A 14,771-nucleotide genomic window follows, 5' to 3' on the forward strand; every position below is an offset into this window, starting at 1 on the left:
AAAATATCTTGGCGATTATCAGTTATTCTGATTGTCACCAAGATATTTTTCTGTTTTAAGAAAGTTTTGTCTCACCCTCTAATGACTAGCAATAAATGATTGCAAAATTGTAAGAGTTACATCATACTGCCAATCTCATTTTTATTATACTGTTAAATGAACAATGCGTCTAGTTTTTAAACTGAATCAATTAAACTGATAAGTGGGGAACGGCCGTAGCAGAGGTTGAAAATAGGAAGTAGAGACTGCGACATAAGTCTCTACTTCTTAACTTATAGTTTTAATTGTTCAACTAATTTTTGATTGGGTGTCACAAAAATAGTTTTTTGATTTTCATAAATAACATAACCAGGTTTTGCGCCATTTGGTTTTTTAACATGGCGAACAGCCACGTAATCAATTGGAACGGAACTAGATAAGCGGAATTTTGAAAAATACCCTGCCAGATTAGCAGCTTCTGCAATTGTTTCTTCGCTAGGATTGCTGTCTTGAATAATAACATGAGAACCAGGAATGTCTTTAGCATGAAGCCAAATGTCATTTTTATTGGCTGTTTTTAAAGTAAGTTGATCATTCTGTAAGTTATTTTTTCCTACTAATATAAGCGTACCGTCTGTCGCTTGATATTTTTCTGGTTTACTTTTAGTTATTTTTTTTCGTTGAGCCGCTTTTTGCTTAAGTCGAACATATTTCCCTTCGATTAGTTCTTCTCTAATCACATCAATATCCAATGGCGTGGCATTTTCAAGTTGTGACAACACAGATTCCAAATAAGCTGCTTCTTTTTTTGCAGCCTCTATTTGAGCTGAAATAATCTTAACACCATTTTTTAGTTTAGAGTATTTTTGGAAAAATTTTTGAGCATTTTGAGCAGGCGATAGATCTTCACGTAGCTTGATTTTGATCGGGGCATTTTCTTCGTAATAATTTTCTAATGTGACTTCTTTAGCACCGCGTTCAACCTGATGTAAAAAAGTAGTTAGAAGTTCTCCTTTTTGACGATAAATTTCTGCATTTTCAGTTTCAGCTAAGGACTGTTCTAATTTTTTGATTTTTGACTTTGTTTTTTTATATTCATTCTCAATTTTGCGAATCAATTCCCCAGCTTGTTGCTTGACTCGTTCGCGTTCAGCTTTTCCTGCATAATAATTTTCTAATAATTCGCTAAGCGTAGGGTAGTTGGTTCGGTCAGAGCCTAAATAATAATAAGCAACAGGTGTAAAGTAGCTTTTCTCTTTAAAGAGTGTGAGACAAGGTTCAGGATAAAGATCGATTGCTTTCCAGAAGGTATACCAGGCTTTCATGCGTTCAGTTGGCTGTGCATTTAAGCGAGTGGCCAGTTCGGCGGCTGTATCAAATCCTAGTCCTTGAAACTGTTGTTGTAAAAATTTACCAGATATTTCTTCAGCTGTTGCGAGAAGATCAAAAAGTCGTGTTTGATTAATTGTAAATGGGTTATATTGCGTATCATTGAGTGGGGGATGGATATAAAGTGCCCCAGGTAATAAGGTTCGATAGGTATTTTGACTTGGTCCAATATGTTTGATACAGTCCAGAATTTTTTTTGATTCATGGTTAACTAAAACAATGGTGCTGTGTCGTCCCATTAATTCGACGATAAGGACAATATTTTCTAAATCGCCCAGTTCATTACGTTTTGAAAAAGAAAAGTGAATGATTCGATCATTCTCAATTTGTTCAATTTTTAAAAGAATTGCCCCTTCTAGGTATTTACGTAACATCATACAAAAATTAGGTGGCGTTGTTGGATTTTGATATTCAATATTAGTTAATTGCATGCGCGCATACGCTGGATGAGCAGATAACAATAATTTATGATTTTTTCCTTGGTTACGAATAACTAAAATGATTTCATTATCGTAAGGCTGATGAATTTTTGAAAGGCGCCCATTAACGACTTTTTGACTTAATTCAGCCGTCATAGCACGCGTAAAAACGCCGTCAAATGACATGGTTTGTATCCTCGTTTCTATCTTGATTTAGCTCATCTGCCAAAAAAGAGTGAGAGATTTAGGAAATTAACTTCCATTTTCATTCGGCAATGAGTATACTATTATTATAACAGAGTAAGGGGTAAGTAAATGGATAAATTTGAAAATATAAAAGAGCTTGTTCTAAAAAGGGCCAAATCTTTGATCAATTACATCCGAGAAAATTGGCAATTATCAGCCGTAATAGGGTTGTCATTTATTTTAGTCATATTGATTTTTACAGTAGTATTACCAAATACTCGTCGTAATATTCGTGTCAAGCAGGTTGATTCGTTAGTGATGGCTGATGTAGCTGATGTTAAACAAATTAAAACAGTGGATTTTGATCAATTAGAAACGGAAATAAGAAAAAACGATCAGATTCTTGTGGCGATTGTTGATCCTAATGATGCCAACTATGAGCAATTAATTGCTATTTTAAATGACAAAGTTAAAATGTCAGAATTTAATAGCACGCTCTATTTTTATCCAGTTCTCTATGATGCTACTAAGGTTAAGAAGTTTTATCGACTTACCACTGGTGTTACCTTGATTTATTTTGAAAATCAGGCAGAAGTAGAACGAATTAGTCTTGATAATCAACAGGAAATTGAGTTGTATTTAGTAGATCATTTAAATAGTTTGATTCGTCCTTCAGGAGATGAGCTTGATAGAATAGAGGCGGAAAAGAAACAAGCTGAGGCAGACGCAGCGGCTGAGCAAGCAGAAAATGAGGAACTGATTGATGAGCTAAAGGATTCCAGTACAGGTACTGTCAATAGCTCAACTGCTAGCGAATAAAAACAAGTAAAGGTGGCTCTATATGTCGTCTTTACTTGTTTTTTAGTTATTATTATGACAAGTGAGAGGTGAAAAAAATGATTGAGGCAACAAAGGAGCAAGCATCTAAAGAGATGTATAGTCGACTAGTTAATAAAACTGAAGATTATATAGAAAATAACCTTTGCAAACCATTGTCTTTAAAGGCATTAGCGGATAATGTTTATCTATCAGAATTTCATTTTCATAAAATTTTCAAAAAGTACTCATCTGAAACAGTTAGTCAATTTGTAACGAGAATTAAGTTAGAGCGATCAGCAGTTTATTTGATAGTTAATAATAGTGTGTCAATAACAGATATAGCTTATGATTATGGGTATCGTGAGGTTAGTACATTTAGTCGAGCTTTTAAAAAGCATTTTGGTTTGAGTCCAGTTAAATATCGAAAACAGCAAGAAAAGTCAAGAACTTTTGAGCGTAAGCTGACATAATTAAATGGTAGTTAAATTTAGTTAAATCGGAGGACGAAGAGATGAAGCCAGTTAATGTGACAATTGAAGAATGGGATAATCAACGAATTATTTATAATCGTTTTAGAGGAAGTTACAAAGATTTCAGAAAAAATAGTCATCGGCTTTTTAAAGAGTTGTTTGAATTTGCGACGATCAATGATTTAATTATTCCTGATGTGACGAAGGTTCTGACAATGTATAACGATAACCCTTTTATTACAGAAGATAAAAACCTTCGAACTACTGTGGCCATGACAATTCCCCTAGATAGTCGGGTAGAGGAGAGTGGTACTATATGCTTAACAAGTATCTCGGGGAAATTTGGTGTAGGGCATTTTGAATTATCTCCTAAAGACTATCAATCAGCTTGGCAGTATATGTATAAGGAGTGGCTTTTTAAAGATGAAGCAAGGGCAAGAGATGGCATTCCTTTCGAACTTTATGTGACAGAGCCACCGAAAAAAATGATGGATAAAAGTTTAACAGATATATACATCCCAATTAATTAATTCAAATGATACAGTAATAGAGCTGCTATAGAATAACTACCTCCAAACGTATGAGTGATAACAGAGCTCACACGTTTGGAGGATTTTTTGTGGTGTGAGTGCGTAAAATCAGGCAGAACGAAATAGTGATGAGCTAAATTGCTAAGAGAAATTAAGTGATTCAATTCTTAATTATCTTTTTTTTGAAAAATTCACTTGCTAAATGACTATAAGAAAGGAATAATAGATAAGTAAGGATTAATAACTTTTTTCCTGTGAATAATCGATCATGATGGGCATTTTAAAACAATGTGCCTGTAAATAAAGAACTATTACTTGATCGTGACTATTTTGTAAGTATTTAAGTGATTGATTTACAACTTAAGTAACGGTAATATGAATAGGTGAGGCAATAATCTTAGTGATTCAATTTAAATAAGTGGCTAATTGTGAAAAAGTATGAGTAAGGAGTTTGGGATGAAGAAAAAAATAAGTGGGTTGTTAATGAGTGTTGCAGTGGGATTCGGTTTCTTGGTGACTGGGGGGGTGGCCGTAGCTCAAGAAGATATAATGACAATTACAAGAGAAGCTGGCTATTCAGTTGACGAAAAATATCGACCGAAAGCATCGATAATGATAGATTCGCAAACTGGTCAAGTTTTGTGGGAAGATAATTCAGATACTCAACGGAATATTGCTAGTCTAACTAAATTGATGACGTTATATTTAGCTTTTGAGGCGATTGAATCAGGAAAATTTTCGTTAGAAACATCTTTAGAGCCCTCGCAAAATGTTTTAAACATTTCGCAAATTTATAGTTTGAGTAATAACAAAATGGCGTCAGGTGTTAGTTATTCTGTGGATGATATTATTCATTTAGTATTGATTCCCTCATCTAATGCAGCAACTGTGATGTTAGCAAATTTAGTAAGCGATGATGATGAAGCGCTATTTGTTAATAAAATGAACGAAAAGGCAAAAGAATTAGGAATGACTAATACGACGTATTATAATGCAACAGGGGCTGTTAGTAGCTCATTTGAGGGATACTATTTACCAAAGGGAATTGACCCTGACGGAGATAATGTCTCAACTGCTCGTGATTTAGCCATCTTGGCTTTTAATATGGTGAAAAAATACCCACAAGTTTTGGATTTTACTAAAAATCCTACTTACACAGTTAAACCAGGTACAGCTTACGAGGAGACATTTAAATCCTATTTATTTGCTTTGCCAGGTAAGACATATGCTTATGAAGGGTTTGAAGGAATCAAGACAGGATCGAGTCCGTCTGCGGCTTTTGGTTTTGTTGGATCTGCGAAGCGTCAGGATACACGATTTATTGAAGTTGTTTTGGGAGTTGGTGACTGGTCTGATCAAATCGGCGAAGAAGAACGTCACCCTTTTGGGAATGCCTTACTAGATCGTGGTTTTAATGGTTATGATTTTAAAAAAGTATTGGACAAAGGTGAACAAACAATTAATGGGCAAAAGGTTATTCTTAGTGAAGACTTTTATACATTGGTACCCAAAAATAAAGAATTAACCTTTAAGATCGACAATAACCAATTGTCGATCGTGACTGATTTACCTCAAGTTTCTGATAAGATACCGAATCCAAGCGTACCTGTTCAAGTTGAAGGTGATGATACTGGAATTAATCAAAATGACGTGAAGGATAAGAAAGCTTCCGATAAAGAAAGTAAAAGAAAGTCATTATTATCGCTTATTGGTAGTTATGGAATTTCTGCAATGACTGCGATTCTGGGGTTAATCCTACTGCTTATATCTAGTCTTCAGCGTCAGCCTAGACGTGGTAGTCGTCATAGTGGTAAGACTGGTGCTGGTCGTATTACTCTAGTAATTGGCTTAGTTTTTACTATTGTCGGGGTTGGGTCCGCCTTGTTAATCGCGTTAAATATTTTATGAAGTTGCTAGTAAATAACTGGTTTTGCAGGGGGGATTTACCTTCAGTAGAACCAGTTTAGTGTAATATGACGACTGTGATAGTTATTTAATGTAGTATCGGATTTTTATGTGGTTTTATGGAAATTGTATGCTAGTTTCATTTTTTTATTGACTTCTAGTCTGAGTCATCGTAAACTAATATGTATAATTAAGAAGAAGAGAGGGATTTTCATGACACATCTATCAATAACAAGCAAGCAACATAATTTAACATGGCAAGGCTGGCGTAGATAGTTGTGTGTATGAATATTCTTATTCATAGATACAGCTTTTAGTGTACTTTCTAAAACTTGTATCTATGGGGCGGACTTAAGATTAAAGCGGACCACATAGATTAAGATATCTATGTGGTTTTTTGCTTATTCTATGACTGTTTCATTTGGACATTGATGTGGGCGATGACTGTATAGGTCATCGTCTTTTTATTTAAAAAATAGCTGATTTATTGGAGGAAAAAATAATGAAAAATAAACGACTTATTAGTGTAGTAGGATTGATTATCATTTTTTTAGTAGTGAGTTTTGTTATGCAAAAGAATGAGATGAACGAAACTAGTTCAAAAAAAGACAAAGTGTTGACTGTTGGCGTTTTACAATTTGTTAGTCATCCAGCTTTAGATGAGATTTACCGAGGCATTCAAGATGGTTTAAGGGAACAAGGCTATGAAGTGGGGAAAAATTTGAAGATAGAGTTTCAAAATGGTCAAGCTGACCAAAGCAAATTAAATACGATGAGTCAGCAGCTAATCAATAAAAAATCTGATGTATTGATTGGAATTGCTACTCCAGCCGCGCAGGCTTTAGCAAATTTGACTACAGAAATTCCAATTGTTTTGGGAGCTATTACTGATCCTCAAGGCGCCAACTTGGTAGCTGATAATGAAAAACCGGGTGGTAATATTACTGGAGTGAGTGATAGGTCACCTGTCGAGGCTCAATTTGAGTTAGTGAGTGAATTGCTGCCTGGCGCAAAAACAGTTGGTATTCTATACTCGTCAGCAGAAGATAATTCTAAATTTCAAGCCAAAGCGGTCCAAGAAGTAGCTGAGAAACAAGGGTTAAAGGTCAAACATTATCCTGTACCATCAGGTAACGAAATTTCTCAAATGGTTCAGGTGATGGGGTCAGAAGTTGATATGATTTATGTTCCGACTGATAACATGATTGCTAATGCTATGCAAATTGTTGTAGATATTGCTAACAAAAATGGGACACCGATCATTCCTTCTGTTGATACGATGGTTGAGCAGGGCGGCTTGGCAACGGTTGGGATCAATCAATATGAGTTAGGTTTACAAACAGGTCGAATGGCAGCGGATATATTGGCAGGTAAATCTGATCCTGCAACGACACCAATCTATACCTTTACGACTGGTGATATTATAGTTAATAAAGGTCAAGCAGAGAAATTGGGGATTACCATTCCAATGGATATCTTGAATAAAGCAGTTATTGCGGATGAAAAGGAGTAGTAGCAGATGATAGTATCAGTTATAGGTCAAGGATTAATGTGGGGGATTTTAGGATTGGGTATTTTTATGACATATCGAATTTTGAATTTTCCAGACATGACAACAGAAGGATCATATCCTTTAGGAGCGGCAGTTTGTGTGACTGCAATTACTCATGGTATATCGCCAATTATTGCAACCATTTTAGGGGTATTGAGTGGCATGCTAGCAGGATTGGTGACAGGTTTACTTTATACAAAGGGAAAAATACCCATCATTCTATCAGGTATTTTGGTTATGTCTGGTTTAAATTCAGTGATTTTATTCGTGATGCAGTCACCTAATTTGTCCTTACTAAATCAATCAAAAATTCATGACTATTTGAAGGCCTTAAATTTACCTAATTATTTTGATACTGTTTTAATTGGCTTACTTGCGGTAATTATTATTATTGTACTCTTACTTGTGTTTTTTAATACTAATTTGGGTCAAGCTTATATTGCTACTGGTGACAATGAAATAATGGCTCGGTCTTTGGGGATCAAAACAGATCGAATGAAGATATTAGGTTTAACCTTATCAAATGGTGTTATTGCTTTAGCCGGGGCATTATTGGCTCAAAATGATGGCTATGCGAGTGTTGATAAGGGGATAGGCGTAATTGTTATCGGATTAGCGTCGATTATTATTGGTGAAGTTATCTTTGGTGAATTAACATTGTCCGAACGATTAATAGCAATTGTTGTGGGAAGTATTTTGTATCAATTACTTATTTTGGTGGTAATTCGTCTAGGGTTTAATACGAATTATTTGAAAATTATCTCGGCGGTTATATTAGCACTTTGTTTAATGATCCCCCAAATTAAAAGTAAATTGAATTTAAATTTTTTACCTGAAAAGAGGGATATATAGATGTCAGAGATAATTTTAGAGATTAGAGATGGAGTCAAGACAATTTCTAACGGTTTAAATGAATCCAAGATTATTATGAATCAACTTAATCTGACGATTGAGGCCGGGGATTTTATAACAGTTCTTGGTGGAAATGGTGCAGGGAAGTCAACTTTGTTTAACAGTATAGCAGGTAACTTATCATTAACATCTGGTAAGGTTTTTCTAAAAGGTCAAGATATTACTAATAAGAAGGAAGAAGAACGGGCAACATTTATTTCACGTGTTTTTCAAGATCCCCAAATGGGGACTGCTCCACGAATGACGGTCGCCGAGAATTTATTACTTGCTATGTATCGTGGACGAAAAAGAGGTTTTACTAAGCGTCCTTTGACTCAAAATCGAGATTATTTCAAAGAGTTGTGTCAATTAATCGGTAACGGTCTTGAACAGCATTTAGATACACCGGCTGGAAATTTATCTGGTGGTCAACGACAAGCGCTTAGTTTGTTAATGGCGACAATCTCAAAACCTGATTTATTACTATTAGATGAGCACACGGCTGCCTTGGATCCTAAGACTTCTCGTTCATTGATGGAATTGACGAATCAACGCATTCAAGAAAACCAGTTGACATGTTTGATGATTACGCATCGTATGGAGGATGCTCTAACCTATGGCAATCGGTTGATAGTGCTTCAAAAAGGAGAAATTAAAGTTGATTTAGGCAAATTAGAAAAAGATAAGTTAAGTTTAGCAGATCTTTTGTTATTTTTCGAAGAAGAGTAGGAAGCTAAATTATAGTTAAGTTTTCCTAGGCTTTTATGAGAGAAATAGTTGGTTTATTTTCAGTGAAGAAGCAGAAGTATCCATTTTCCATGCTTATTAATAAGAAAGTTGTTTTAGCTGTGTTTGGCTAAGACAGCTTTTTTTCTTAGTATAAGTAGAAGAAATTGATCGATTTATTTAGAATGTTTGACTTTATTGTTTAATGAAAAGCTTGTTAAATCAACATTTGTTCAATAAATAAGCAATAAAAGTGGATAATATTTGTCGTTGGATTGTAACATAAGCAGTAAAAAAACTTATTTTTTGTAAACATCACTGTTTAATATTACAAATCGAATGTAAATTTCAGAAAAAAATCAAAAAAAACGTGCGTTCGTACCCTGTCATAAAAGGCTTACTAAATTATCTGATAATTCGACACATAAATCGACTCAGCTTAATGTGATGTTAACAGAACTGATATTGCCTTGTAATGTAGCCTTGTTATGATTTGTCTCGTTCTCAAGTGAAGAACACAAACTTGAACCCAATATGAGGTTCCAAATGAGGAGAGTTATTTAATTATGAACTTAAAGAAACAAGTAATTGGATTAGTCGTCGCTACAATCGGATTAGGCATGGGAAGTACAGCTTTTGCAGATAGCATTTACACTGTAAAAGAGGGAGACACTTTGTCTCAACTATCTTATGACTATTTAGGTGCCGCGGATCAGTACATGACAATTGCTGATTCTAATAATATTGTTAATGCCAACTTGATTTATGTTGGACAAAAATTGAAGTTGTCAGCTGACGGGAATATTACTCCAGCAACACAGGAAGATATTGCAACTCAACCAGAAGTAGCAACTGTTGAAGAAGCAGTTGTAGCTGTTGAGCCAACTGTAGCCCCAACTCAAGAGGCAGCTCCATTTGAAGAAACTCAGCCTGTAGCGGAAGCTACTCCACAAGGTCAAACGATTACAGTTGAAACAACAGCATATGATGGTGTTAGTCTAGGTGGTATGACTGCCAGCGGTTACCAAATTTCAAGTACTTCTGACCGTGTGATTGCGGTCGATCCAAGTGTGATACCACTAGGAAGCACTGTTTATGTTCCAGGCTATGGAACAGCAATTGCTGCTGATACTGGTGGCGCGATTCAAGGCAATATCATTGATTTGAACATGAGTACAGCTGATGCAATTCAGTGGGGACGTCGCACGGTTACTGTCACTGTATTATCATAAAAATGAGAAAAAACTGTGGAATTAAGTACTCTGCAGTTTTTTTTTTGCTTATTCCAAAGGATTTGTTGGACAAACGACTTGATAACCCGTAAAATGGAAAGAGATTTCGAAATATACAAGTTACTTAATTTCTCTGAGAATTTTGTAGATGTATAGATCAGAATGTAGATAGAGGATTAGGAGGACAAAAAATGTCCATGTTTTTAGATCAGGTAACAATTGATGTTCGCGCTGGCAAAGGTGGCGACGGAATGGTTGCTTTTAGAAGAGAAAAATATGTACCAGACGGCGGACCTGCTGGTGGTGATGGTGGTCGTGGTGGTGATGTTATTTTAGTTGTTGAAGAAGGTTTACGTACGTTAATGGATTTTCGTTTTAATCGTCATTTCCGTTCAACTCCAGGGGAAAATGGTATGAGTAAAGGGATGCACGGTCGTGGGGCGAAAGATACTTATGTCTCAGTGCCTCCTGGTACAACAGTTAGGGATGCTGAGACGGGGGCGTTACTAGGCGATTTAATTAGTCATGGTCAAGAATTAATTGTGGCTAAAGGTGGTCGTGGAGGGCGTGGCAATATTCGATTTGCTTCTCCTCGAAACCCTGCTCCAGAAATCGCTGAAAATGGTGAGCCGGGACAAGAACGAGTGATTGAGTTAGAATTGAAAGTATTAGCAGATGCTGGTTTAGTTGGGTTTCCGTCAGTAGGGAAATCAACCTTACTTTCAATTGTTTCTAAGGCTCGACCAAAGATTGGTGCTTATCATTTTACGACGCTTGTACCCAATTTAGGTTTAGTTTCAGTTGCAGATGGACGCAGTTTTGTAATGGCTGATTTACCTGGTTTAATTGAAGGGGCATCCCAAGGGATAGGTTTAGGTACACAATTCTTGCGTCATATTGAGCGGACACGTGTTATTTTGCATGTCATTGATATGAGTGGCATGGAAGGCCGAGATCCTTATGATGATTATCTTGCGATCAATAAAGAACTGGAGTCTCACAATATGCGTCTCCTAGAGCGACCACAGATCATTGTTGCTAATAAAATGGATATGCCGGATGCAGAAGAGAACTTAGAAGTCTTTAAAGAAAAATTATACGCAGGTATTGAAGATGAATTTGCCGATAAAGTTCCGATATTTCCAATTTCAAGTTTGTCTAATAAAGGAATTGAGCCACTGTTAAGTGCGGCAGTTGATTTAATTGAAACAACGCCAGAATTTCCTTTATATGATGAGGAGTTGGAAGAAGAAACTGTGCGTTATGAATTTACGCCAGATGAGAAGCAGTTTGAAATTACGCGTGATGATGACTCCACATGGGTACTGTCAGGTGCTGGATTAGAAAGGTTATTCAAGATGACAAACTTTGATCGTGATGAAAGTACTATGCGTTTTGCTCGTCAATTACGTGGCATGGGTGTAGATGAAGCATTACGTGCAAGAGGCGCGGTTGATGGCGATTTGGTAAGGATTGAATCATTTGTCTTTGAATTTGTTGACTAAATAGAAAAAGAATCAATAAGAAATGGTGATCAGCGAAGGTTGATTACCATTTTTTTGCATTTTACGCCTTTATAATTTTGGTATTTTAACAATTATTGGTACAATAGTTGTATGTAAAGGTTGGAAAAATGACCCTAATCATGCTGAGATGACAACGAAAAAGGAGTGGAAGTTTGGATGAATAAAAAAGTAATTATTTTAACCTTTGATTTAGAGAGTATATCTTATCAAGTTTTTTCAGAAATCAAAAAGATGCATATGAAACGAGCAATTAAAGGTGAACAAATGGCTGTCGTTACGCATCGTAAGGATGGGACACATAAGTTTGATATTAAGGATTTCATTGATTTTACAGGGAGTAATAATACCGCTAAAGGTAGTACAATTGGTCTGCTAGTGGGCCTTTTTGGTGGACCGTTGTCAATGATGTTAGGTTGGTTTTCGGGTAGCATGATCGGTGGAGTCAAGGATGCTAAAGAGATTACAGATGCTAAAAGTATTTTTGAATTTGTCGCTGATCAAATTGGAGAAGGTGAAACAGGGGTCGTGCTGATTGCTGAAGAAGAAGATAATCGACCTCTTAATGAGTTGATTTTTAATCAATTAGGTGGTCAGATTACTCGTCTTGATTTTGATGACGTTGAAGAAGAGATTTCAGATGCTCATAAGTTAGAAGAAGAAACAAAAAAAAATGAAGAACCGACAAATTCAGAGAAACAGCCTGAATCAAATTAAAAAAGGTTGCGTGTCGGGAGAATTTCTCATACAATTAGTGAGAAATTCATTATAGAAAGCAAGGGTAGATATGGACTTACAATTTTTAGGGACTGGCGCTGGTGTGCCAGCCAAGCAACGAAATGTCACGAGTATTGCGTTAAAACTATTAGATGAGCGAAATGCAATTTGGCTATTTGATTGTGGTGAAGGGACTCAACAACAGATTTTAAGAACATCAATTCGACCACGGAAAGTGGAAAAAATATTTATTACACATCTTCATGGCGATCACATTTTTGGATTACCTGGCTTTCTAAGTAGTCGATCTTTTCAAGGAGGGGAATCACCTCTTACGATTATTGGACCTAAGGGAATTAAGCGATTTGTTGAAACAAGTCTTCAATTATCTGATTCTCATGTGAAATACCCAATTATTTATAATGAGATTGATGAGACTGGAGTGATTTTTAAAGATCATCAATTTACGGTTACCTGCCTACCTCTGGATCATCGTATTGAATGTTATGGTTATCGTGTTGAAGAGGCAGCACATGAAGGAGAATTGCAAGTTGAAAAATTAAAGGCAGCGCAAATTCCAGCGGGGCCTTTGTATGGTCGGTTAAAAAGAGGGGAGATAGTGGAACTGCCAGATGGTCGCGTTATTGATGGTCGTGATTTTATTGGTCATGCTCAAAAAGGGCGAACAGTAACGATTTTGGGAGATACTCGTAAGCATCCTAATAGTGTGATTCTGGGTGAAGGAGCAGATGTTCTTGTCCATGAGAGTACCTTTAATCAAGACGAAAGCAAGTTAGCTAGAGCTTATTTTCATTCAACTACTAGGCAGGCTGCGGAGGTTGCTATGGAGGCCGGTGCTCGACAGTTGCTATTAACCCACATAAGTGCCCGTTATATTGGAAATGAGGCTAAAAATTTAGAGCGTGAGGCTCAGGCTGTCTTTCCTAATACGCGTCTTGTAAGAGATTTTGATTGTATTGATGTGCCTTTTTTGGGTAAGGATGAAATAGACTGAACAACGAAGATTATTTGATAACTGAGATTATGGATAACCTTCAACGAAAGGGGTAATAAAAATGTTTTTACCGAAAGTAGACCTGACTGGAAAAGTAGTAGTGATCACTGGTGGCTCAGCTGGATTGGGAGAACAGATTGCTTATGAAGCGGCAAAACGGAATGCAATAGTGGTTGTGTGTGCTCGTCGGATTAATTTAATTGGTAAAGTCCGTGAGGTATGCAGTGATTTATCGAATTATGAAGCCCATTCTTTTCAATTAGATATTGGAAATCCAGAAAATGTTGAGGAGGTTTATTTAAAAATTTCTGAGACGGTCGGTTCAGTAGATGTGTTAGTCAATTGTGCAGGGTTTGGCTTATTCCGGAGTTTTACTGATTTTGATTTATCTATTGCTGAAGAAATGTTTCGCGTAAATGTTTTAGGTTTGATGTATTTAACACAAAAAATTGCAATTGATATGGCTGAGCGTCAGACAGGCCACATTATTAATATTGCCTCCCAAGCTGCTAAGATGGCAACTGTTAAGTCAACGGTTTATTCAGCTACTAAATTTGCTGTTTTAGGGTTTTCGAACGCTTTGAGACTTGAACTGAAACCATTTGGAGTTAAAGTTACTACAGTGAATCCAGGTCCAATTGCAACGGAATTTTTTGATATTGCAGATGAATCTGGTGAGTATTTGTCAAATGTGAATTGGCTTGTTTTGCAACCACAACCTTTAGCTGAAAGGATTGTTAATAGTTTTAATACCTCCCGACGAGAAATAAATGCACCTGGAATTTTGGAAGTAGCGAGTAAAGCATACATGTTATTTCCACGATTGGGCGATTATTTGGCTGGTAATATGTTTAATACGAAGTAAGAAAAGGAGTAGTTATGAAAAATCAAAGTAAACTTATTATAGGGTTTATCCTCGTTTTCATTGTTGCAATTTTTTCAGTCATTAATACAGATAAAGTTTCAGTGAATTTTGGTTTTGTCACTGTTCAATCTCCTTTAATTTTCATTATATTAGGTTCAACAGTCATTGGAGCGTTAATTGTTTTTATTACTTGGTTTTCTAGTTTTTGGAAACAGCGCAAAGACATCAAAGAGATGAAGGCAACAATTGCCACTTATCAAGATGAAATTGATGAGCGGGTTGAACAAGCAGTTGCTGCCGAGCGAGTTGAGATGGAGCAAGTAATTTCTGGTAAGCAATTACGAATTGATGAACTTGAACAACAATTTAGAGAGCTATCTGGTGAAGTGTTTCTTGAGACATCAGCTCTAGAAGAAACAGAAGAAGAGACCTAAAGAAAATAATCCATACTTTAGTTGAGTAATTAATGATATCAATTAGGGGTGGGTTATTTTATTTTCTGATTTATTCGAGCGTTGACGTTAATTTTTTGGTATAATAAATCTGTTGAGAG

At 36.1% G+C, this 14,771-nt stretch carries 14 protein-coding genes; 13 read left to right on the plus strand and 1 reads right to left on the minus strand.

Annotated elements, in window-relative coordinates; translation table 11 throughout:
* Nucleotides 1-272: 272 nt before the first annotated feature.
* A complete protein-coding gene (locus AC5KOD_RS13525) occupies nt 273-1,973 on the minus strand; it encodes an NFACT RNA binding domain-containing protein (protein WP_496915094.1) in 1,701 nt (566 codons plus the stop codon).
* Between the two features lie 129 nt (nt 1,974-2,102).
* Between AC5KOD_RS13525 and AC5KOD_RS13530 the strand changes: the two genes are divergently transcribed.
* The 13 genes from AC5KOD_RS13530 (at nt 2,103) to AC5KOD_RS13590 (ending at nt 14,652) form a co-directional block, all read left to right on the plus strand.
* The gene (locus tag AC5KOD_RS13530; protein ID WP_496915095.1) at nt 2,103-2,792 is read left to right on the plus strand and encodes a hypothetical protein; all 690 of its coding nucleotides are present in this window, start codon (nt 2,103-2,105) and stop codon (nt 2,790-2,792) included.
* A 77-nt stretch (nt 2,793-2,869) separates the two neighbouring features.
* Nucleotides 2,870-3,262, plus strand: a complete 393-nt coding sequence (locus tag AC5KOD_RS13535; protein WP_496915096.1) for a helix-turn-helix domain-containing protein — start codon at nt 2,870-2,872, stop codon at nt 3,260-3,262.
* A 41-nt stretch (nt 3,263-3,303) separates the two neighbouring features.
* Nucleotides 3,304-3,792 carry an AraC family transcriptional regulator gene (locus tag AC5KOD_RS13540; RefSeq protein ID WP_496915097.1) on the plus strand — a complete coding sequence of 163 codons (489 nt, stop codon included), beginning with the start codon at nt 3,304-3,306 and terminating at the stop codon, nt 3,790-3,792.
* A 456-nt stretch (nt 3,793-4,248) separates the two neighbouring features.
* Nucleotides 4,249-5,700: a D-alanyl-D-alanine carboxypeptidase gene (locus AC5KOD_RS13545; protein ID WP_496915098.1), complete on the plus strand. Its 1,452-nt coding sequence runs from the start codon at nt 4,249-4,251 to the stop codon at nt 5,698-5,700.
* A 499-nt stretch (nt 5,701-6,199) separates the two neighbouring features.
* Entirely contained in the window at nt 6,200-7,210 is a 1,011-nt protein-coding gene (gene trpX / locus AC5KOD_RS13550) for a tryptophan ABC transporter substrate-binding protein (RefSeq protein WP_496915099.1), read from the plus strand.
* Nucleotides 7,211-7,216: 6 nt separating this feature from the next.
* Entirely contained in the window at nt 7,217-8,101 is an 885-nt protein-coding gene (locus AC5KOD_RS13555; RefSeq protein ID WP_496915100.1) for an ABC transporter permease, read from the plus strand.
* Nucleotides 8,102-8,869 carry an ABC transporter ATP-binding protein gene (locus tag AC5KOD_RS13560; protein WP_496915101.1) on the plus strand — a complete coding sequence of 256 codons (768 nt, stop codon included), beginning with the start codon at nt 8,102-8,104 and terminating at the stop codon, nt 8,867-8,869.
* Nucleotides 8,870-9,432: 563 nt separating this feature from the next.
* A complete protein-coding gene (locus AC5KOD_RS13565) occupies nt 9,433-10,098 on the plus strand; it encodes a 3D domain-containing protein (protein ID WP_496915102.1) in 666 nt (221 codons plus the stop codon).
* A gap of 191 nt (nt 10,099-10,289) precedes the next feature.
* Nucleotides 10,290-11,603 (plus strand): GTPase ObgE, encoded by a 1,314-nt coding sequence (obgE, locus tag AC5KOD_RS13570; protein ID WP_496915103.1) that lies wholly within the window; start codon nt 10,290-10,292, stop codon nt 11,601-11,603.
* Between the two features lie 177 nt (nt 11,604-11,780).
* Nucleotides 11,781-12,338, plus strand: coding sequence for a DUF1269 domain-containing protein (locus tag AC5KOD_RS13575; RefSeq protein WP_496915104.1), 558 nt, complete (start codon nt 11,781-11,783; stop codon nt 12,336-12,338).
* A gap of 70 nt (nt 12,339-12,408) precedes the next feature.
* Nucleotides 12,409-13,353: a ribonuclease Z gene (gene rnz / locus AC5KOD_RS13580; protein WP_496915105.1), complete on the plus strand. Its 945-nt coding sequence runs from the start codon at nt 12,409-12,411 to the stop codon at nt 13,351-13,353.
* Between the two features lie 61 nt (nt 13,354-13,414).
* Nucleotides 13,415-14,218 (plus strand): SDR family NAD(P)-dependent oxidoreductase, encoded by an 804-nt coding sequence (locus AC5KOD_RS13585; RefSeq protein WP_496915106.1) that lies wholly within the window; start codon nt 13,415-13,417, stop codon nt 14,216-14,218.
* A 14-nt stretch (nt 14,219-14,232) separates the two neighbouring features.
* Nucleotides 14,233-14,652: a LapA family protein gene (locus AC5KOD_RS13590; RefSeq protein ID WP_496915107.1), complete on the plus strand. Its 420-nt coding sequence runs from the start codon at nt 14,233-14,235 to the stop codon at nt 14,650-14,652.
* The last annotated feature ends 119 nt before the right edge of the window (nt 14,653-14,771 follow it).

Source organism: Vagococcus sp. WN80Y (assembly GCF_059621045.1).

Excerpts from the sequence above, each read along its gene's own strand:
- AC5KOD_RS13585 (WP_496915106.1), top strand. The coding sequence starts at position 13,415 with ATGTTTTTACCGAAAGTAGACCTGACTGGAAAAGTAGTAGTGATCACT.
- rnz (WP_496915105.1), top strand. The coding sequence starts at position 12,409 with ATGGACTTACAATTTTTAGGGACTGGCGCTGGTGTGCCAGCCAAGCAA.
- AC5KOD_RS13530 (WP_496915095.1), top strand. The coding sequence starts at position 2,103 with ATGGATAAATTTGAAAATATAAAAGAGCTTGTTCTAAAAAGGGCCAAA.
- obgE (WP_496915103.1), top strand. The coding sequence starts at position 10,290 with ATGTCCATGTTTTTAGATCAGGTAACAATTGATGTTCGCGCTGGCAAA.
- AC5KOD_RS13590 (WP_496915107.1), top strand. The coding sequence starts at position 14,233 with ATGAAAAATCAAAGTAAACTTATTATAGGGTTTATCCTCGTTTTCATT.
- AC5KOD_RS13540 (WP_496915097.1), top strand. The coding sequence starts at position 3,304 with ATGAAGCCAGTTAATGTGACAATTGAAGAATGGGATAATCAACGAATT.
- AC5KOD_RS13575 (WP_496915104.1), top strand. The coding sequence starts at position 11,781 with ATGAATAAAAAAGTAATTATTTTAACCTTTGATTTAGAGAGTATATCT.
- AC5KOD_RS13555 (WP_496915100.1), top strand. The coding sequence starts at position 7,217 with ATGATAGTATCAGTTATAGGTCAAGGATTAATGTGGGGGATTTTAGGA.
- AC5KOD_RS13560 (WP_496915101.1), top strand. The coding sequence starts at position 8,102 with ATGTCAGAGATAATTTTAGAGATTAGAGATGGAGTCAAGACAATTTCT.
- AC5KOD_RS13535 (WP_496915096.1), top strand. The coding sequence starts at position 2,870 with ATGATTGAGGCAACAAAGGAGCAAGCATCTAAAGAGATGTATAGTCGA.
- AC5KOD_RS13565 (WP_496915102.1), top strand. The coding sequence starts at position 9,433 with ATGAACTTAAAGAAACAAGTAATTGGATTAGTCGTCGCTACAATCGGA.
- AC5KOD_RS13545 (WP_496915098.1), top strand. The coding sequence starts at position 4,249 with ATGAAGAAAAAAATAAGTGGGTTGTTAATGAGTGTTGCAGTGGGATTC.
- AC5KOD_RS13525 (WP_496915094.1), bottom strand. The coding sequence starts at position 1,973 with ATGTCATTTGACGGCGTTTTTACGCGTGCTATGACGGCTGAATTAAGT.
- trpX (WP_496915099.1), top strand. The coding sequence starts at position 6,200 with ATGAAAAATAAACGACTTATTAGTGTAGTAGGATTGATTATCATTTTT.